The organism is Cellulosimicrobium composti, assembly GCF_010287905.1.
Taxonomy (GTDB): domain Bacteria; phylum Actinomycetota; class Actinomycetes; order Actinomycetales; family Cellulomonadaceae; genus Cellulosimicrobium; species Cellulosimicrobium composti.
In genome coordinates this window covers 13,799-32,301 of the sequence record NZ_JAAFAN010000018.1, presented here as the reverse complement: position 1 = coordinate 32,301, position 18,503 = coordinate 13,799, and the positions used below count along the sequence as shown (strand labels likewise).

The 18,503-nt window shown below is 75.3% G+C and carries 18 protein-coding genes; 11 read left to right on the top strand and 7 right to left on the bottom strand.

What is annotated here, in order from left to right:
* Positions 1-96: 96 nt before the first annotated feature.
* The 5 genes from uxaC (at position 97) to GYH36_RS07330 (ending at position 5,083) form a co-directional block, all read left to right on the top strand.
* A complete protein-coding gene (gene uxaC, locus GYH36_RS07350; RefSeq protein ID WP_312028547.1) occupies positions 97-1,605 on the top strand; it encodes a glucuronate isomerase in 1,509 nt (502 codons plus the stop codon).
* Between the two features lie 91 nt (positions 1,606-1,696).
* A complete protein-coding gene (locus tag GYH36_RS07345; RefSeq protein WP_162289512.1) occupies positions 1,697-3,109 on the top strand; it encodes a serine hydrolase domain-containing protein in 1,413 nt (470 codons plus the stop codon).
* A gap of 105 nt (positions 3,110-3,214) precedes the next feature.
* Positions 3,215-3,385 carry a hypothetical protein gene (locus tag GYH36_RS07340; RefSeq protein WP_162289511.1) on the top strand — a complete coding sequence of 57 codons (171 nt, stop codon included), beginning with the start codon at positions 3,215-3,217 and terminating at the stop codon, positions 3,383-3,385.
* Positions 3,385-3,741 (top strand): YciI family protein, encoded by a 357-nt coding sequence (locus GYH36_RS07335; protein WP_024838887.1) that lies wholly within the window; start codon positions 3,385-3,387, stop codon positions 3,739-3,741. Before GYH36_RS07340 ends, GYH36_RS07335 begins: the two co-directional genes overlap by 1 nt.
* 7 nt (positions 3,742-3,748) lie before the next feature.
* The gene (locus tag GYH36_RS07330) at positions 3,749-5,083 is read left to right on the top strand and encodes an RNA polymerase sigma factor (RefSeq protein WP_162289510.1); all 1,335 of its coding nucleotides are present in this window, start codon (positions 3,749-3,751) and stop codon (positions 5,081-5,083) included.
* Between the two features lie 22 nt (positions 5,084-5,105).
* On the opposite strand, the gene GYH36_RS07325 is transcribed toward GYH36_RS07330, so the two are convergent.
* On the bottom strand, positions 5,106-5,858 hold the full coding sequence (locus GYH36_RS07325; RefSeq protein WP_024838888.1) for a FadR/GntR family transcriptional regulator: 753 nt from the start codon (positions 5,856-5,858) through the stop codon (positions 5,106-5,108).
* A 165-nt stretch (positions 5,859-6,023) separates the two neighbouring features.
* On the opposite strand from GYH36_RS07325, the gene GYH36_RS07320 reads away from it, so the two are divergent.
* The 3 genes from GYH36_RS07320 to GYH36_RS07310 are packed head-to-tail and all read left to right on the top strand — an operon-like array spanning position 6,024 to position 9,114.
* Positions 6,024-6,815, top strand: a complete 792-nt coding sequence (locus tag GYH36_RS07320) for a (Fe-S)-binding protein (RefSeq protein ID WP_155098096.1) — start codon at positions 6,024-6,026, stop codon at positions 6,813-6,815.
* The gene (locus tag GYH36_RS07315; protein WP_162289509.1) at positions 6,812-8,422 is read left to right on the top strand and encodes a LutB/LldF family L-lactate oxidation iron-sulfur protein; all 1,611 of its coding nucleotides are present in this window, start codon (positions 6,812-6,814) and stop codon (positions 8,420-8,422) included. Before GYH36_RS07320 ends, GYH36_RS07315 begins: the two co-directional genes overlap by 4 nt.
* Positions 8,419-9,114, top strand: coding sequence for a LutC/YkgG family protein (locus tag GYH36_RS07310; protein WP_162289508.1), 696 nt, complete (start codon positions 8,419-8,421; stop codon positions 9,112-9,114). The genes GYH36_RS07315 and GYH36_RS07310 overlap by 4 nt, the downstream gene beginning before the upstream one ends.
* 17 nt (positions 9,115-9,131) lie before the next feature.
* On the opposite strand, the gene GYH36_RS07305 is transcribed toward GYH36_RS07310, so the two are convergent.
* On the bottom strand, positions 9,132-9,755 hold the full coding sequence (locus GYH36_RS07305; protein WP_312028541.1) for an NUDIX hydrolase: 624 nt from the start codon (positions 9,753-9,755) through the stop codon (positions 9,132-9,134).
* A 95-nt stretch (positions 9,756-9,850) separates the two neighbouring features.
* Between GYH36_RS07305 and GYH36_RS07300 the strand changes: the two genes are divergently transcribed.
* Positions 9,851-10,567 (top strand): uridine kinase family protein, encoded by a 717-nt coding sequence (locus tag GYH36_RS07300; RefSeq protein WP_312028540.1) that lies wholly within the window; start codon positions 9,851-9,853, stop codon positions 10,565-10,567.
* 13 nt (positions 10,568-10,580) lie between these two features.
* Here GYH36_RS07300 and GYH36_RS07295 read toward each other — a convergent pair whose 3' ends face one another.
* Positions 10,581-11,144 (bottom strand): hypothetical protein, encoded by a 564-nt coding sequence (locus GYH36_RS07295; protein WP_162289507.1) that lies wholly within the window; start codon positions 11,142-11,144, stop codon positions 10,581-10,583.
* A 109-nt stretch (positions 11,145-11,253) separates the two neighbouring features.
* Positions 11,254-12,120 (bottom strand): putative protein N(5)-glutamine methyltransferase, encoded by an 867-nt coding sequence (locus GYH36_RS07290; protein WP_312028539.1) that lies wholly within the window; start codon positions 12,118-12,120, stop codon positions 11,254-11,256.
* A gap of 160 nt (positions 12,121-12,280) precedes the next feature.
* Between GYH36_RS07290 and GYH36_RS07285 the strand changes: the two genes are divergently transcribed.
* Complete coding sequence (locus GYH36_RS07285) at positions 12,281-13,672, top strand: enolase C-terminal domain-like protein (RefSeq protein WP_162289505.1); 1,392 nt, start codon at positions 12,281-12,283, stop codon at positions 13,670-13,672.
* 14 nt (positions 13,673-13,686) lie between these two features.
* On the top strand, positions 13,687-14,397 hold the full coding sequence (locus tag GYH36_RS07280) for a FadR/GntR family transcriptional regulator (RefSeq protein WP_024838897.1): 711 nt from the start codon (positions 13,687-13,689) through the stop codon (positions 14,395-14,397).
* A gap of 418 nt (positions 14,398-14,815) precedes the next feature.
* On the opposite strand, the gene GYH36_RS07275 is transcribed toward GYH36_RS07280, so the two are convergent.
* The 3 genes from GYH36_RS07275 to GYH36_RS07265 all read right to left on the bottom strand — a co-directional run bounded on the left by GYH36_RS07275 (position 14,816) and on the right by GYH36_RS07265 (position 18,469).
* Complete coding sequence (locus GYH36_RS07275) at positions 14,816-15,814, bottom strand: ABC transporter substrate-binding protein (RefSeq protein WP_024838898.1); 999 nt, start codon at positions 15,812-15,814, stop codon at positions 14,816-14,818.
* 82 nt (positions 15,815-15,896) lie between these two features.
* Entirely contained in the window at positions 15,897-16,901 is a 1,005-nt protein-coding gene (locus GYH36_RS07270) for an ABC transporter permease (protein ID WP_024838899.1), read from the bottom strand.
* Positions 16,898-18,469 (bottom strand): sugar ABC transporter ATP-binding protein, encoded by a 1,572-nt coding sequence (locus tag GYH36_RS07265; protein ID WP_024838900.1) that lies wholly within the window; start codon positions 18,467-18,469, stop codon positions 16,898-16,900. Before GYH36_RS07265 ends, GYH36_RS07270 begins: the two co-directional genes overlap by 4 nt.
* Between the last annotated feature and the right edge of the window lie 34 nt (positions 18,470-18,503).

Below are 18,503 nucleotides of genomic sequence, written 5' to 3'. Positions count from 1 at the left end.
CCGGGGTCGTCGCGCGCACCGCACGGTGCGCGGGGCGGCCCCGGGTCCCGTGGCCGGGTGCACGACGATCCCGCGACGAACTGCCTGGAGTACCCCGTGACGAGCACCACCCACCGTGACCCCATCACCGCGACGACGCCGTGGTCCCTGCACCCCGACCGTGCGCTCCCGGCCGACCCGGTGCTCCGCCCGCTCGCGCGCGAGGTGTACGCCGCGACCCGCGGCCTGCCGATCGTCTCGATGCACGGCCACGTGGACGCGGCGCTCCTCGCCGACGACGCGCCGTTCGGCGACCCCGCCGGGCTGTTCGTCACGCCCGACCACTACCTCGTGCGCATGCTCGTCGCGCAGAGCACGTCGCCGCACGGCTCCCCCGGCGTGCGCGGCGTGCACGACCTCGGCGTCGCGCCCGCGCCCGGAGCCCCGGCCGGGACGGCGCCCGCGGAGCAGGACCCGCGCGCGGTCTGGCGCCGCTTCTGCGCGGGCTGGCACCTCTACCGCGGGACGCCCACGCGGTACTGGCTCGAGCACGCGCTCGTCGAGGTGTTCGAGACGCCGGTGCGGCCGTCCGCCGAGACCGCCGACGCGCTGTTCGACCACCTGGCCGACCGCCTCGCGCGGCCGGAGTACCGGCCGCGCGCGCTGTTCGAGCGGTTCCGGATCGAGCTCCTCGCGACGACGGACCCCGCGCAGTCGTCGCTCGCCGACCACGCCCGCCTCGCCGCCGACGGCTGGGGCCGGCGCGTCGTGCCGACGTTCCGTCCCGACCCGCTCCTGCACGTCGACCGCGCGGACTGGACCGCCCAGGTCGCGGAGCTCGGCGCGGCGGCGGGGACCGACGTCGTCGACTACCGCTCCTACCTCGACGCGCTGCGCGCGCGCCGGGCGGCGTTCGTCGCGGCGGGCGCGCGCGCGACCGACCACGGCCACCTCACGGCCGACACGACGCCGCTCGACGACGCCGACGCGGCCCGCGTCCTCGACGCCGCGCTGCGCGGCGACGTCACGCCCGACCAGGCGCGCGCGTTCGCGGCGCACATGCTCTTCCAGATGGCCGCGATGTCCGCCGAGGACGGGCTGGTCATGCAGCTCCACCCGGGCGTCCTGCGCGACCACTGCGCCGGCGTCGCGCACGCGTACGGGCCCGACCGGGGCTACGACGTCCCCGAGCGCACCGAGTACGTGCGCGCGCTGCGCCCCGTGCTGGAGGCGTTCGGTCACCACCCGCGTTTCCGGCTGATCGCGTTCACGGTGGACGAGACGACGTTCTCGCGCGAGCTCGCGCCGCTCGCGGGCGTGTACCCGGCGCTGCGGCTCGGCGCGCCGTGGTGGTTCCTCGACACCCCGGACGGCATGCGCCGCTTCCGCGAGGCCGCGACGGACACCGCCGGCTTCTACAACACGAGCGGGTTCGTCGACGACACGCGCGCGTTCTGCTCGATCCCCGCGCGCCACGACCTCGCGCGGCGCGTCGACGCGGGCCACCTCGCCCGGCTCGTCGCCGAGCACCGCCTCGACCTCGACGAGGCCGTGGAGACCGCGGTCGACCTGGCCTACCACCTGCCGCGGGCCTCCTACCCCTCCCCCGCAGGGCGCGTGAGATAGTCGCGGACGGGCGCCGCGCACGGGACCGAACCGGCCCGCCGGCGAGCCCGCCCGTCACCCGAGGACCGGCCCTCGTGGCCAGGAGGTATCCATGACCGCACCCGCGCCCGAGGCGCACGGGATCCCGTCCACGGCCGTCCTCGACCTCCTGGACACGCTCGAGGGGTCCGGGCTCGACCCGCACGGGCTCGTCGTCGCGCGCGACGGCGTCCCGGTCGTCGAGGCGGCGTGGGCGCCGCACGACGCGCGCGTGCCCGGCCTCGTGTACTCGGTGTCGAAGACGTTCACGGCGATCGCCGTGGGGCACCTCGTCGCGGAGGGCCGCCTCGCCGTCGACGACCGCGTCGGCCCGCTGCTCGGCCTGCCCGACCCGACGGGGCTCACCGTCGAGCACCTGCTGACGATGAGCACCGGGCACTCGGCGGAGCAGGTCGAGGAGATCGGGTTCGACCTCCCCCGCCTGCTCGCGACCCCGCCCGCGCACGCGCCCGGGACGCACTTCGTCTACAGCTCGCCCGCGACGCGCGCGCTGTCGGCGGTCGTGACGGCCGTCACGGGCGAGCGGCTGCTCGACTACCTGCGCCCGCGCGTGCTCGACCCGCTGGGCGTCGAGCACCCGTGGTGGGTGCCGATCGACGACCTCGACCAGGGGTTCTCCGGGCTCCACGCGTCGACGCGCGACGTGAGCCGTCTCGCCGTCGCGCTCGCCGACGGCGGCCGGTACGGGGGCGTGCAGGTCGTCCCGTCCGCGTGGCTGGCCGAGATGCGCGTGCCGCGGTCGGACACGAGCGCGTCCGACGAGGCGGCCGACTGGAGGCTCGGCTACGGCTACCAGGTGTGGTCGAGCCGGTACGGGTTCCGGGCCGACGGCGCGTACGGGCAGTTCGCGCTCGCGGTGCCCGAGCGCGGGCTCGCGGTCGGCTACCGCGGCGCGACGCGGGACACGCCGGCCGTGCTGGAGGCGTTCTGGGCGTTCGTCGAGCGCGCGGGCACGGACGCGACCCCGCTGCCGCCCGACCCCGCCGCGGCCGGCCGCCTTGCCGCACGGGTCGCGGCGCTCGACGCGTGGCCGGCGATCCTCGACCGTCCGCTCGACCCGGAGCCGACGCCCCAGGACGTGCTCAGCCCCGTGCCGTGGACGCTGCTCGCCGCGGGTGACGCGGGGTCGCCCGGCGGCTGGACGGTCGACGTCGGTGGCCAGCGCGTGCCCGTCTCCCCCGACGCGTGGACCACGAGCGTCCTGCCCTGGCCCCACGCCGAGGCGGGCAGCCCGGCCACGGCGGGTCCGGTCGCCGACCCCGTGCTCGTCCTCTCGACGCGCGGGCGGGCGCTGCCCGACGACTCCGTCGAGGTGCACGTCGTGGTCCCCACGTCGCCGCACCGCCTCGTCGCGACCGGGCGCCCGGGCGGGCGCCTGACCCTCGCCTGGCACACGACGCCGCTGTGGCACCCGAGCCTCACGACGCTCGTCGTCCCCGCCACGCACGCCGCGTCCGTCCTCTGACCCGCGCCCGCTGGGCACCGGCTCGCCCGCGGGTGTCGATCCGGGCGTCCCTGCGTCGTCGTCCTGGTGGACGGCCGCACGGGCCGTCCCGGACAAGGAGGCACGATGAGATTCCTGGAGACGATCCTCGCCGCGAACCGGACGCCGCCGTCGGACCGCGCGCGGTACCGTGACGACCGACGCAGCGTCGGGGACGGGATCGAGACCGCCGACGTCGCGTTCTACGGACCGATGGCGCTCCGTCGGCCCGCGACGACGAGGGCGGAGGACCTCTGATGCGCTACCTCATGCTCGTGCTCGGCACCCCGCACGACCCGGACCTGCGGCCCGAGGAGGCCGAAGCGGCACCCCCGATCGAGGAGTGGGTGGGGCGCCACTACGGCAGCGGCGCGGCCGTGGTCGGCGACCGGCTGCGGCCTCCGGAGGACGCCGTGGGCGTCCGCGTGCGCGGCGGCGAGGTCCTCGTCACCGACGGGCCGTTCTCGGAGACGAAGGAGGCGATCGCGGGCTTCGACGTGCTCGAGGCACCCGACCTGGACACCGCGATCGCCATCGCGTCCCAGCACCCCATGGCGTACGGCGGCGCGATCGAGCTGCGACCCGCCTGGCCGCTCGACCTCGACGGGTCCTGAGCAGGCGGTGCCCCCGGCCCCCGGCGCCGCCGTCGAGGACGCGTTCCGGACCGAGTGGGGACGCGTCCTCGGCGCGGTCGCGCGCAGCACGGGCGACCTCGACCTCGCCGAGGAGGCTGCGCAGGAGGCGTTCGCGAGCGCGGTGCGCACGTGGGGCCGCGACGGCGTGCCGGACCGCCCCGGTGCGTGGCTGACGACGACCGCGCGCCGGCACGCGATCGACGTGCTGCGACGGCGCCGGGCCGAGGCGGAGCGCGTCACCGCTGCGGGGCGGCTCGGCGAGCGGGTCGAGAGCGGGCCGCGCGACGGGGTCCCCGCCGCGGACCCGGTCGCCGAGCGGGTCGTCGTCGGCCTCGACGACGCGGCGTGGGACCTCGACGACCCGGACGGCGACCTCCTGCGCCTGCTGTTCACGTGCTGCCACCCGGCGCTGCCCGCCGAGGCCCGCGTCGCCCTCACGCTGCGTTCGCTCACCGGCATGACGACCGCCCAGGTGGCGCGGGCCTTCCTCGTCCCCGAGGCGACGATGGCCCAGCGCCTCGTGCGCGCCAAGCGCCGCATCCGCGCGACCGGGATGACCTTCCGCGTGCCGCCGGCCGCGCTGCGGGCCGAGCGCGTCGAGGGCGTCCTCGCGGTGCTGTACGTGCTGTTCACCGAGGGGTACGACGCCTGGGCGGAGCCCGCCGACGCCGTCGAGGGCTCGGCCGAGCGGCGCGCGCTCGCCGACGTCGCCGTCCGGCTCGCGCGCCTCGCCGCCCGGCTGCTCGACGACGAGCCCGAGGCGCGCGGGCTGCTCGCCCTGCTGCTGCTCCAGCATGCGCGCCGCGACGAGCGCGTGAGCCCCGACGGCGTCACGCGAACCCTGGCCGAGCAGGACCGCGCACGTTGGCGGCACGACGAGATCGCCGAGGGGACGGCCACGCTGGAGGCGGCCCTCGCGGCGGGCCGCCCCGGGCCGTACCAGGTGCAGGCCGCGATCGCCGCGCTCCACGACGCGGCGCCCGACGCCGCCGCGACCGACCGGGCCCAGATCCTCGGCCTCTACGACGTGCTGCTCGACCTCACCGGGTCGCCCGTGGTCGCGCTCAACCGTGCCGTCGCGGTCGCCGAGGTGCACGGCGCCGACGCGGGCCTCAGCGCCGTCGACGCCGTCGCCGACGAGCCCGCGCTCGCCGGGTACCACCTGCTGCCCGCTGTCCGGGCCGAGCTGCTCGTGCGCGCCGGACGACCCACGGACGCCGCCGTCGAGCTGCACCGCGCGCTCGCGCTCGTCGACCGCGAGGGCGACCGCCGCCTCCTGGACCGACGCCTGGCCGCGCTGCCTCGCGCGAGATCGACCTAGGGCGCGAGAACGACGTCGTCCGTCAGAGGCCGGTCTCGGCGTAGAAGCCCTCGATGTGCGCGCGCACGGCGGTGGCCGCGCGCTCGCCGTCGCCCGCGGCGACGGCGTCGAGCACCGCGCGGTGCTCGGCGCGCAGGCGCGCGGCGGTCCGCTCCCAGGACGGCAGGGCCGCGCTCCCGCGGGCGACGTAGGACTCGATCGCGCCGCGAAGTCCCGTCATGATCGCCTCCACGAGCGCGTTGCCGGAGAGCCGGACGAGCAGCACGTGGAACGTCGCGTCGAGCTCGCGGAACGCGTCGGCGGGCAGCGCCGGGTCGTCCATGCGGTCGAGGAGCGCGCGCGCCTGGCCGAGGACGCCCGCGACGCCGTCGTCAGCACCGTCGCCCTCGGCCCTGTCGTCGTCGGCGCCGTCAGGCGCGGACGCGCGCGCGACCCGCGCGCCCGCGGCCCGCGCCGCCCACGTCTCGAGCAGCACGCGCGTCTCGACGACGTCGCGCACCGCGAGCGTCCCGGACGCCACGTGCAGCCGCACGGCCGCGCCGAGGCCCGCGGCGGGCCGGTCGATCACCGTCGCCCCGGCGTCGGGCCCGGACCCGACGGCCGTGCGCACGATGCCCATGGCCTCGAGCACGCGGATGGCCTCGCGCACCGACGGCCGCGAGACGCCGAGCTCGTCGGCGAGCGACCGCTCCGCGGGGAGCCGCTCGCCGAGCGCCCAGCGGCCCGCGGCGAGGTCCGCCTCGATCCGGGCGAGGACGCGTTCGTGGGTGCGCACGCGCCCAGGGTAGGCGACCTGTGGTCAGACCACACCGCCGGCGATGGTCTACAGTGGCGACCTGTGGTCAGACCACACCCGCGGCGCCTCACCGCGGGGTCCCGGCGCGCGGCGGGGACGCGGCGCGACGAGACTGGACCCGACACACCGTCTCCCGGAGCAACGATGCGCATAGCCCTCACCGCGACCTGTCTCGGCGACGTGATGTTCCCCCAGGCGCCGCGCGCCACCGCGCTCCTGCTCGAACGGCTGGGGCACGAGGTGTTCTTCCCCGAGCGCCAGGCGTGCTGCGGCCAGATGCACGTCAACACCGGCTACCTCGACGAGGCCGTGCCCGTCGTGCGCAACCACGTCGAGGCGTTCTCCCCCGTGCTCGACGGCGAGTGGGACGCGATCGTCGTGCCGTCCGGATCGTGCACCGGCTCCGTGCGGCACCAACAGGGCATGGTCTGCCGACGCGCCGGCCTCGACGACCTCGCGCGCACCGCCGACGCGGTCGCCGCGAAGACGTACGAGCTCTCCGAGCTGCTCGTCGACGTGCTCGGCGTGACCGACGTCGGTGCCTACTTCCCGCACCGGGTCACGTACCACCCGACGTGCCACTCGCTGCGCATGCTGCACGTGGGCGACAAGCCCCTGCGGCTCCTGCGCGCCGTCGAGGGCATCGACCTCGTCGAGCTGCCCGCGGCCGAGTCGTGCTGCGGGTTCGGCGGCACGTTCGCGCTGAAGAACGCCGAGACCTCGACGGCGATGCTCGCCGACAAGATGACGCACGTGAAGGCGACGGGCGCCGAGGTCCTCACCGCCGGAGACGCGTCGTGCCTCATGCACATCGGCGGTGGCCTGTCGCGCATCCGCGCGGGCGTGCGCACGCTGCACCTCGCGGAGATCCTCGCGTCCACGAAGGACGCGCCCGCCCCGGTCGCGGCCGGCGCGACGGACGGGAGCGCGCGATGACCCGGACGTTCCTCGGCCTGCCCGTCCGGCGCGGCGCACGCACCCTGCCCGACGACGTCGCGCATCCGGGCGGGCACGGCACCTCCGCGAGCGCGGGCCGGGCGTCGGACGCGTTCGGCGACGTGCCGCACCCGGACGCCCCCCTGCGGTGGGGAGACGCGTTCCCCGACGCGGCCCGCGTGGCCCTCCAGAACACCCAGCTGCGCCGCAACCTCGCGCACGCGACCTCGACGATCCGGACCAAGCGCGCCGCCGTCGTGGGCGAGGTGCCGGACTGGGAGGCGCTGCGGGACGCGGGGTCGGCGATCAAGACCGACGTCATGGCGCGCCTGCCGGAGCTCCTCGAGGAGCTGGAGCGCAACGTCGTGGCGCGCGGCGGCGTCGTGCACTGGGCGCGCGACGCGGACGAGGCGAACCGGATCGTCGCGGACCTCGTGAAGGCGAAGGGCGTCGACGAGGTCGTCAAGGTGAAGTCCATGGCGACGCAGGAGACCGGCCTCAACGAGGCGCTCGCCGCCGAGGGGATCGCGGCGTACGAGACGGACCTCGCGGAGCTCATCGTGCAGCTCGCGGACGACATGCCGTCCCACATCCTCGTGCCCGCGATCCACCGCAACCGCGCCGAGATCCGCGAGATCTTCCTCGCGCGGATGGGCGACGCCCCGCCCGACCTGTCGGACGTGCCGCGCGAGCTCGCGATGGCCGCGCGCGCCCACCTGCGCCGCAAGTTCCTCTCGGCGAAGGTCGCGATCAGCGGCGCGAACTTCGGCGTCGCGGACACGGGGACGCTGACCGTCGTCGAGTCCGAGGGCAACGGCCGCATGTGCCTCACGCTCCCCGAGACGCTCATCACCGTCATGGGGATCGAGAAGGTCGTACCCACGTACACCGACCTGGAGGTGTTCCTCCAGCTCCTGCCGCGGTCGTCCACGGGCGAGCGCATGAACCCCTACACGTCCCTGTGGACGGGCGTCACGCCCGGCGACGGCCCGCAGGAGTTCCACCTCGTGCTGCTCGACAACGGGCGCACCGACGTCCTCGCCGACGAGGTCGGGCGGGCCGCGCTGCACTGCATCCGCTGCTCGGCGTGCCTCAACGTGTGCCCGGTGTACGAGCGGGTGGGCGGCCACGCGTACGGGTCGGTGTACCCCGGCCCGATCGGCGCGATCCTCACGCCGCAGCTCACGAAGTCCTCCGGCGGGCTCTCGGGCCACGACGACCCGAACGCCTCGCTCCCCTACGCCTCGACGCTGTGCGGCGCGTGCTACGAGGTGTGCCCCGTGAAGATCGACATCCCGTCGATCCTCGTCGAGCTCCGCGCGCGCGAGGTCGACGCCGACCGCGGCCGCCCCACCGGGTGGGGCGCCGCGATGAAGGCGGCGTCGTTCGTCATGTCCGACGCGCGGCGGTTCGGGCTCGCGGGCAGGGCCGCGGGCCTGGGGCGCGTGGTCGCCGGGTCGTCGGGCCGGATCTCGACGCTCCCGCCGCCCGCGTCCGGCTGGACCCGCTCGCGCGACCTGCCCGCCCCCGCGCAGCAGACGTTCCGCGACTGGTGGCGCGACCGCCCGGCCGACGCGCCCCGCACCGAGGGAGGTGAGGGCCGGTGAGCGCGCGCGACGACGTCCTCGCGCGCGTGCGCGCCGCGCTCGGAGCACGGGCGCCGGGCCCGGGCCCGGCGGCAGGCCGCGCGGCGGCCTCCGGCGGCACCGCGCCGGCGGGCACCGTCCCCCGGGAGTACCGGGCGCACGGCGACGTGGCGCCCGGGTCGGCGGAGGTGGTGGAGGTCCTCGTCGACCGGCTCGTCGACTACCGCGCCCACGTGCACCACGCTGCCGGCCCGGCCGACGTCGCCGCGCTCGTCGGCGACCTGCTCGCCGACGCGACGTCCGTCGTCGTGCCCGCCGGCCTCGACGAGGCGTGGCTCGGGGGGCTGGGCGACGCGACCGCCGTCGTGCGGGACGCGCGCGAGGACCCGCGCACGCCCGACGAGCTCGACCGTACGGACGCCGTCGTGACCGCGGCCCGCGTCGCGATCGCCGACACGGGCACGATCGTCCTCGACGGCGAGCCCGACCAGGGTCGCCGGGCCGTCACGCTCGTCCCCGACGTGCACGTGTGCGTCGTGCGCACCGACCAGGTGGTGCAGACCGTGCCCGAGGCCGTGCGCCTGCTCGCCGCGCACCCCGAGCGCCCGCAGACGTGGATCAGCGGGCCCAGCGCGACGAGCGACATCGAGCTCTCCCGCGTCGAGGGCGTGCACGGACCGCGCACGCTCCACGTCGTGCTCGTCGGCGCCTGAGCGCCGCGGGCGGCCCGTCAGGCCCGACGGCGGTGGCGCACCTCCGCGAGCACCGTCGCGAGGCGCACCGGGAAGTCGTCCGGCGTCCCCGCCGGCAGCGCGTCCACGGGGAACCACGCGACGTCCTCGCTCTCGTCGCTCACGACGGTCCGCGCCCCCGGGTCCGCGAACGCGACGAAGCCCACGTCCCAGTGGGTGCGGCACGCGCCGAACGCCGCGGCGAGGTCGTGGCGGTGCACGTCGACGGGCGGGGACGGTGGCGCGCCGATCGACGGGTCGGGGTCCGGGTCGAACGGCACGAGCGCGTCGAGGCCGCTCTCCTCGCGCGCCTCCCGGTACGCGGCGCCCGCGAGCGTCGTGTCGCCCGGCTCGGTGTGCCCGCCGACCTGCACCCAGAACCGGCCCTTGCGGTGGAAGCACAGCAGCACGTGGTCGAGGTCGGGGCTGAGGACGAAGCAGCTCGCCGTGAGGTGCTGCGGGCCGCCGTCGCGGCGCACCGCCTCGGCGCGCGGGCCGGCGTCGCCGCGGACGAACGCGCGGTACTGCGCCGCGAGCGCCTCCTGGCGGGGGTCCACCGGCTGCCACCGGTCGAGGCGGTCGAGGGCGTCGCGGGCGAGCAGGGCTGCGGGGTCGGCGGTCACCGGGGAAGGGTACGCCCGGCACCGCGACCGCTTTCTGCGCCCGCGGCGACCCCGTCCGGGACGGGCGGTCGCGCGCGCTGCGACAATGGTGTCCCGTGAGCGACCCTCAGCACGGCAGAGACGGCGGTCCGACCGACGCCGCCACCCGGACCGACCCGGTACCCGCCGGACCCGCCGGGGACCCGGCGCTGTTCGACCTCCCGCCCGGGTCGCGCGAGGTGCCGACCCGGATCGTGCTGCTCACCGGGGCGTCGGGCTCGGGCAAGACGTCGCTCACGCGGCGGCTCGGGCTGCCCGTCGTGTCGCTCGACGACTTCTACCTCGACCACGACCACCCGGACCTGCCGCGCCGGTTCGGGATCGTCGACTGGGACGACCCGCGGTCGTGGGACGGCGCAGGGGCGGTCGCGGCGCTCGTCGACCTCGCGCGCACCGGGCACGCGGACGTGCCCGTGTACGACATCCCGACGTCGCAGCGCACCGGGACGACGCACGTCGACGTCACCGGCTCGCGCGTCGTCATCGCGGAGGGCATCTTCGCGGCGGAGATCGTCGCGGCGTGCCGCGCGCAGGACGTGCTGGCCGACGCGGTGTGCCTGCGCCGCCCGCGCCTCGTGACGTTCTGGTTCCGCCTCCTGCGCGACCTCGCGGAGATGCGCAAGCCCCCGCTCACGCTCGTGCGTCGCGGGTGGGCGCTGCTGCGGGCCGAGCCGCGCCTCGTCGCCAACTGGACCTCGCTCGGGTGCCGGGCGCTCGGCCCCGCCCAGGCGGAGAAGGAGATCCGCGCGCTCCTGCAGCGCCCCGCGGCGTAGCCGACGGCGGGCGTCATCCCGCGGGCGGCGGGATCTCCACGCTCGCGCTCCAGGGCCCTCCGCACTCGCGCCCGTACGGGTGGTCGTCGACGTCCCACGGGACGTCGACGCTCGTCGCGAGGACGGTCGCGCCGGACCCGCGCTCGACGACGCGCACCGCGACCTGCTCCGGTGCGGTGAGACTCGTCCCCGTCCACTCGGGACCGGTCACCGCGGGGCGCTCCGGCGCCGGTGCCGGCGCGTCCGGCGACGAGGACGGCTGCTCCGGCGTGGAGCCCGGCGCGGTCGGCGTGCCGAGCACCTGGGGCTCCGCGGGCTCCGGAGCGACGACGAGCGTGCCGTCGCGCACGAGCTCGCACCCTCGCTCCCCCGGCAGGCAGGTGACCCGGACGTCGTGCGCGTCCCGGTCCTGCCACGCGTCGTCGAGCCGCACCTCGAGCCGCCCCACGTAGCCGATCGCGGGGCACGCCACGACGAGGCCGCCTCCCGGCCCGCCGCACGCGACGGCCACGGCCGCCGCCCCCGCGACCGCAGCCACGAGCGCACCACGGCGCACCACGCCTGTCCTGCCCCTCATGCCCGGACTGTGTGGCGGGTGCCGCGCGTCTTGCACCGGGCGGCAGGACGACGCCATGACAAGGCCGCGCGTCCTCGTCCTCGGCGCGCGTCGTCCGGACGGACGCTCGTCAGGCGGTCCGCGCGTCGCGCCGCGTGCCGACGACGACCGCCGCGCCGATCTCCTCGTCCCGGACCACGCGCGCCGCGAGCCCGGCGCGCTCCAGCACGGCGACGGCGCCGGACGCCTGCCGCTCCCCCGACTCGGTGAGCAGGTGGCCGCCGGGCGCGAGCCAGCGCGGCGCGTCGGCCGCCACCCGACGTAGCACGTCGAGGCCGTCGCCGCCGCCGTCGAGCGCGACGCGCGCCTCGTGGTCGCGCGCCTCCGGAGGAAGCAGCGGGATCTCGCCGGTGGGCACGTAGGGGACGTTGGCGAGCAGCACGTCGACGCGGCCACGCAGGCGCGTGGGCAGGGGGTCGAACAGGTCGCCCCGGTACGCGACACCGCCCACGGCGGCGACGTTGCGTGCCGCGCACGCGACGGCCGCGGGGTCGAGATCGGTCACGTGGAGGTCCACGGGGCGGCGTCCGGCGTCGGCCCCGGACCCGAGGTCCGTGGCGACCGCGAGGCCGAGCGCACCGGCACCGCAGCACACGTCGACGACCACGACCGGGTCGCCGGCCTGCCCGGGCACGGTCTCGGGCGGCCGCGTGCGGATCGCGCGCCGCCGCGCGAGCGCGACCGCCTCGTCCACGAGGAGGACCGTGCGCTGGCGCGGGACGAACACCCCCGGGTCGACGCCGATCCGCAGGCCGTGGAAGTCGACGTACCCGAGCACGTGCTCGAGCGGCTCGCCCTCGACGCGGCGCGCGACGAGCGCCTCCAGGTGGTGCGCGTCGTCGGCCCGCTCGACCAGGCGCGCGGCCTCCTCCTCGGCGAAGACGCACCCGGCGGCGCGCAGCCGCGCGGCGAGGTCGTCGAGCTGGTCCGGGTCCACGCCCGGACCGTACCCCTCGCACCCGGTGCGAGCGTGACTCATTCGACGTCTAGGCGGGCAGCGCACGCGGATCGGCTTGACCCCGCCCGATTCGCTCCTCTAGATTGATCGAGTCATCTGATGTATTCCGCGGTCGTCCGCGGGGACGGCGAGGATACGCATGGCGAGGATCACGAGCGTCGAGATCGAGGACGTCCGCTTCCCGACGTCGCTCACGGCGGACGGCTCGGACGCGATGAACAAGGACGCCGACTACTCGGCCGCGTACGTCGTGCTCCGCACCGACGGCACCGACACGCTCGGGGACCCGCTCGCCGGCCACGGCCTCACGTTCACCATCGGCCGCGGCAACGACATCGTCGCGGAGACCGCGCGCCAGCAGGCCGCCGCGCTCGTGGGGCGCGACGTCGACGAGCTCGCCGCGGACATGGGCGGCGTGTACCGCGCGCTCACGTCCGACTCGCAGCTGCGCTGGCTCGGGCCCGAGAAGGGCGTCGTGCACCTGTCGGTCGCGGCCGTGCTCAACGCGACGTGGGACCTCGTCGCCCGGCGCGCGGGCAAGCCGCTGTGGCGCCTGCTCGCGGACATGACCCCCGCCGAGCTCGTCGCCGTCGCCGACCTGCGCTACCTCTCCGACGCGCTCACCGCCGACGAGGCGGTCGCGCTCCTCGAGGCCAGGGCCGCCACCAAGGCCGAGCGCATCGCGCACCTCGAGCGCACCGGCTACCCCGTCTACACGACCTCGGCCGGCTGGCTCGGGTACGACGACGACAAGCTGCGCCGGCTTTGCCAGGAGGCCGTCGACGCCGGGTACGGGCACATCAAGCTCAAGGTGGGCGCCGACCTCGCCGACGACGTGCGCCGCCTCACCATCGCGCGCGAGGTCATCGGCCCCGAGCGTCGGCTCATGGTCGACGCGAACCAGGTGTGGGACGTGCCCCAGGCGATCGAGTGGATGGCCGCGCTCGCGCCGTTCGACCCCCTGTGGATCGAGGAGCCCACGTCGCCCGACGACGTCCTCGGGCACGCGGCCGTGCGCCGCGCCGTCGCGCCCGTCCGCGTCGCGACCGGCGAGCACTGCCACAACCGCGTCATGTTCAAGCAGTTCTTCCAGGCCGGGGCGATCGACTTCTGCCAGCTCGACACGGGCCGCCTCGCGAGCGTCAACGAGATCGTCGCCGTCCTGCTGCTCGCCGCGAAGTTCGGCGTCCCCGTGTGCCCGCACGCGGGCGGCGTCGGCCTGTGCGAGATGGTGCAGCACGTCTCCGTCCTGGACTACGTCGCGATCGCCGGCGACCTCACCGACCGCGTCACCGAGTACGTCGACCACCTGCACGAGCACTTCACCGACCCGTGCGTCGTCGCGGACACCGGCTCCGGGAGCGGCTACGTGCTGCCCCGACGCCCCGGCTACTCGACGCAGATTCACGCCGCGTCCGTCGCGCGGTTCCGGTTCCCCGACGGCGAGTACTGGGCCGAGCGCCGCGCGCGCGAGACCGCACGCGTGACCGCGCAGTCATCAGAGGAATCGCCCGCCGCGGCGTGGCGATAGGTCATACTTCTCGTATGTCCCGCACGGATGAGGTCGTCGACGGCATCAAGCGCATGATCCTCGACGGAGAGCTCGGTCCCGGCGACCGCCTCCCCGTCGAGAAGGACCTCGCCGAGGCCCTCGGCGTCTCGCGCGGCTCCCTGCGCGAGGGCGTGCGCGCGCTGTCCATCCTCGGGATCGTCGACACCCGCCAGGGCGACGGCACCTACGTCACGAGCCTCGACCCCGGGCGCCTGCTGTCCCCCATGGGCTTCGTCGTCGACCTCCAGGGAGACGGCAGCGCCCTCCCCTTCCACCACGTGCGCCGCATCCTCGAGACCGAGGCCGCCGGCCTCGCCGCGACCCGCATCACCCCCGAGGCCCTCGCCGAGGCGCGCGCCGTACTCGACCAGGTCGACGACATCCTGCGCGAGCCCACCGTCGACCACGAGCGCTTCATCGAGTCCGACATCGCGTTCCACCGCATCATCGCCGCCCACACCGGCAACCCCGTCCTCGCCGCGCTCGTCGAGTCGCTCGCCAGCCGCACCGTCCGCGAGCGCCTGTGGCGCGGCCTCCACGAGGAGGGCGCCGAGGAACGCACGCACGGAGAGCACGAGGCGATCTGGCGCGCGCTCGCCGCGGGCGACGCGGAGCGGGCGCGGCTGCGGATGGCGAACCACCTCCTCGGCGTCGAGGAGTCCCTCCCCCGCGTCCCGGACGACCTCCCCGACGACGACGCCTGATCTCTCCAGGAGCGCGGACGACGGCGTCCGTCCGGCTGGATGGTCGGGGGCTTGTCCGTCCCGCTGGGTGGTCGGGGCGTGCCGACGCGTCCGTCCGGCTGCGTAGTCGGGGCGGGTGGGAGAGGGCACCGCGAGCGGGCGGGGTGGCCTCGGATGCGAAGGGCGTCGACGCCGCGCGCGCAGACCGCCGCCCGACGGACGCAGGTGACGGCGCGGCAGCCCGAGCACCGAGGACACGCCACCCGCGAACCCGGCCACGCGGGCCGTCTCCCGACCCGACCAGCGGACTCGACCCGCGGACCCGACCACGCGGGCCGTCGCCGAGCGTGACCCGGACCACGACGCGAAAGGCCCGGCGCCGGGGCGACCTCAGGGGTCGTCCCCGCGCCGGGCCGGTCGTCGGGTGACGGGCCGTCGGTCACTCGTAGAGGACCGCGGCGATGTCCTCGTCGTCGATGTTCGTCGCGTCGTACCAGTAGAAGCCCGAGTCGATGACGGGCTCGACGTCCTCGCCGTTGATCGCGGCGACGGCGGCGCGGACGGTCTCGTAGCCGATGCCGACGGGGTTCTGCGTGATGGCACCCGCCATGAGGCCGTCACGGATGGCGTCGGTCTGGGCCTTGCCGGAGTCGAAGCCGATCACGGTGAGCGTGCCCGCCCTGCCGAGCTCCTGCACCGCCTTGACGACGCCCGTCGCGGCGCCCTCGTTGGTGCCGTAGATGCCCTGGAGGTCGGGGTTCGCCTGGAGGATCGACTTCGCGGCGTCCGCCGACTTGAGCTGGTCGCCGCCGGCGTACTGGACGTCGACGATCTCGACGTCGGGCGCGTTCTCCTCGATGTAGTCGACGAACCCGGAGACGCGCTGCTGACCCGTCTGCGACGTCTGGTCGTGCCCGAGCACGGCGATCTTCCCGCTGCCGCCGATGAGCTCGACCATGTGCTTCGCCGCCTCGGCGGCGGCGGCCTCGTTGTCGGTCGACACCGTGGTGATCGGCACGTCGGACTCGACGCCGGAGTCGAACGCGACGACGGGGATGCCGCGGGACTGGGCGTCCGCCATGAGCGGGATCGACGCCTCGGAGTCGAGCGCGGCGAAGCCGATGGCGTCGGGGTTCTTGTCGAGCGCGGTCTGCAGCATGGAGAGCTGCTTGTCGACCTCGGTCTCGGTCTCCGGGCCCTCGAACGTCACCTCGACGCCGAGCTCCTCGGCGGCCTCGTCCGCGCCCTGCTTCACGGCCTGCCAGAACTGGTGCTGGAAGCCCTTGGAGACGAGCGCGACGTACGGGGTGCCGCCGTCGCCCCCGCCGGGTGCGGACCCGTCGTCGGCGGCGGAGCTGCACGCGCCGAGCGCGAGGAGGAGGGCGACAGCGCCCGCGGCGCCGACGTGCTTCAGGCGTGCGGCACGGGTGGTCTTCATGAGGGTGCTCCTTCGGGGGATGACGTCGTCGTCGGGGAGACGAGGGAGGTACGGACGGGTGGAGGGCGGGCGGGCGCCGGGGTCAGGCGTCCTTGCCACGCCGGAGGATGTCGGTGTAGACGGCGAGGAGGATGACGACGCCGACGGCGACCTTCTGCCACTCCTGCGGGATCGACATGATCCGCAGGCCGTTGGTGAGCGTGGCCATGATGAGCGCGCCGATCACGGTCCCGAGGATCGTGGCCTTGCCGCCGCGCAGGGACGTGCCGCCGATGACGACGGCGGCGATCGCCTCGAGCTCGTACCCGAGCCCGAGGCCGGGCTGGGCCGAGTTGAGCCGCGACGCCATGACGACGCCCGCGAGCCCGGTGAAGACGCCCGCGACCGTGTAGACCACGACCTTCCAGCGCCGCACGTCGATGCCGGAGATCGCCGTCGCCTCCTCGTTGGAGCCGATGGACAGCGCGTACCGGCCGACGAGCGACTTGCTGAGCAGCACGCCCGCGACGACGGCGGCGACGAAGAAGATGAGGACGGCGTTCGGCAGCCCGGGCACGAGCTCGCCGAGCGCGATCTGGCCGAAGCCCGCGACGTCGGAGAAGTAGATAGGCTTGGTGCCGGAGATGACGAGCGACAGGCCCTGCGCGACCATCATGGTCGCGAGCGTCGCGATGAACGGCGGGATGCCGAGGAACGACACGTTGAGGCCGTTGACGAGCCCGAGCAGCGCCCCGGCCGCGATCCCGCCGAGCACGCCGACCGCGAGCGGGAGACCGAGGTTGGTGAGGAACACGCCCGTCATGACGGCGCACAGCGTCATCCCGGTCCCGACCGACAGGTCGATCCCGCCCGTGGCGATGACGAACGTCGCGCCGAGCGCCATGATCCCGGTGACCGCGGTGGCGAGCAGGATGCCCTTGATGTTCGCCCAGTCGAGGAAGTACGGGCTCGCGACCGAGAAGAACGCGAAGATCACCACGAGGCCGGCGAACGCGAGGATCTGCTGGAGCTGCTGGCGGTAGCGCGGGCCGCGCGATGTCACGACGGCGTCGGGCAGGGCGTCGGTGACGGTGGTGGTCGAGGTCATCGGGCGTCTCCGGTCGTGGCGAGGAGGTGCTCGGCGCCGCCGAAGCGCGTCGCGAGCTCCATGACGTTGTGCGGGGTGGCGTCGGCGTTGTCGAGGACGCCGGTGACCCGGCCCTCGCACATGACGACGATCCGCTCGGACAGGCGCAGGACCTCCGGCAGCTCGGACGAGATCATGACGATCGCCTTACCCTGGTCCGCGAGCGTGCGCAGGAGGTCGTAGATCTCCTCCTTCGCGCCGACGTCGATGCCGCGCGTCGGCTCGTCGACGACGAGCACGTCGCAGTCGCGCACGAGCCACTTGGCGAGCACGACCTTCTGCTGGTTGCCGCCCGAGAGGTTCTTCGTGCGCTGGCGCACCGACGGCGTCTTGATGGCGAGGCGGCGGACCATGTCGGTCGCGACGCGCCGCGCGTCGCCGTCGCGCACGAACCCGGCCCGGCTCTCGCGGCCCAGCGAGGACAGCATGACGTTCGCGGTGACGTCCTGGTCGAGCAGGAGGCCGTACCGCTTGCGGTCCTCCGACAGGTAGCCGATGCCGTGCCGCACGGCGTCGGCCGGGTTGCGCACGTGCACGGCACGCCCGCGGACCTCGACGCGGCCCGTGCTGCGGTCGGCGCCGACGAGGGCGCGCGCGACCTCCGTGCGGCCCGCGCCCATGAGGCCGGCGAAGCCGAGGATCTCTCCCTCGTGGAGGTCGAACGAGACGTCCTTGAGCAGCCTGCGGGTGCTCAGCCCGCGCACGGACAGCACGACGGGGCGGCCGGTCGGGGCGGGCGCGGGCCGCACGTCGGTGCGGATCTCGCGCCCGACCATGCGCGCGATGACGTCGGCGACGGCAGTCCCGGGGGTGTCGAGCGTGTCGATGTAGCGGCCGTCGCGCAGGACGGTGATGCGGTCCGAGATCTCCTTGATCTCCTCCATGCGGTGGGAGATGTAGATGACGCCCGTCCGGGGGGTCAGGAACTGGCGGACGAGCCGGAAGAGCGTGCGCACCTCGGCGTCGTTGAGCGCGGCGGTCGGCTCGTCCATGATGAGGACCTTCGCGTCGAACGACAGCGCCTTGGCGATCTCGACCATCTGCTGCCCGGCGACGCTGAGCTGCGACACCGGCTGGCGCGGGTCCAGGGGGATCCCGAGCCGCTCGAACAGCCCGGTGGCGCGGCGCACGAGCGCGCGGTCGTCGATGAGCCCCAGGCGCCGCGGCTCGCGCCCCGCGAAGATGTTCTGCGCGACCGAGAGGTCGGGCATGAGGTGGAACTCCTGGTGGATGATGCTGATCCCGCGCTCGTTCGCCTCGCGGGGTGAACGCACGTCGAGCGCCGCGCCGTCGAGCTCCATGGTCCCGGCGTCGGGCTGGTGGATCCCCGAGAGCAGCTTCATGAGCGTCGACTTGCCGGCCCCGTTCTCCCCCACGAGCGCGAGGACCTCGCCACGGCGCAGGTCGAGGCGGACGTCGTCGAGCGCCCGGACCCCGGGGAAGGACTTGGTGATGCCCTCGACACGCAGCAGCGTGCCCGCCGGCGGCGGGTCGCCCGCGCGCACCGCGGGGGTCGGGTCCGTGCTCACGTGAAGCCCCTTTGCTTGGTGGTGACCGAGGTCA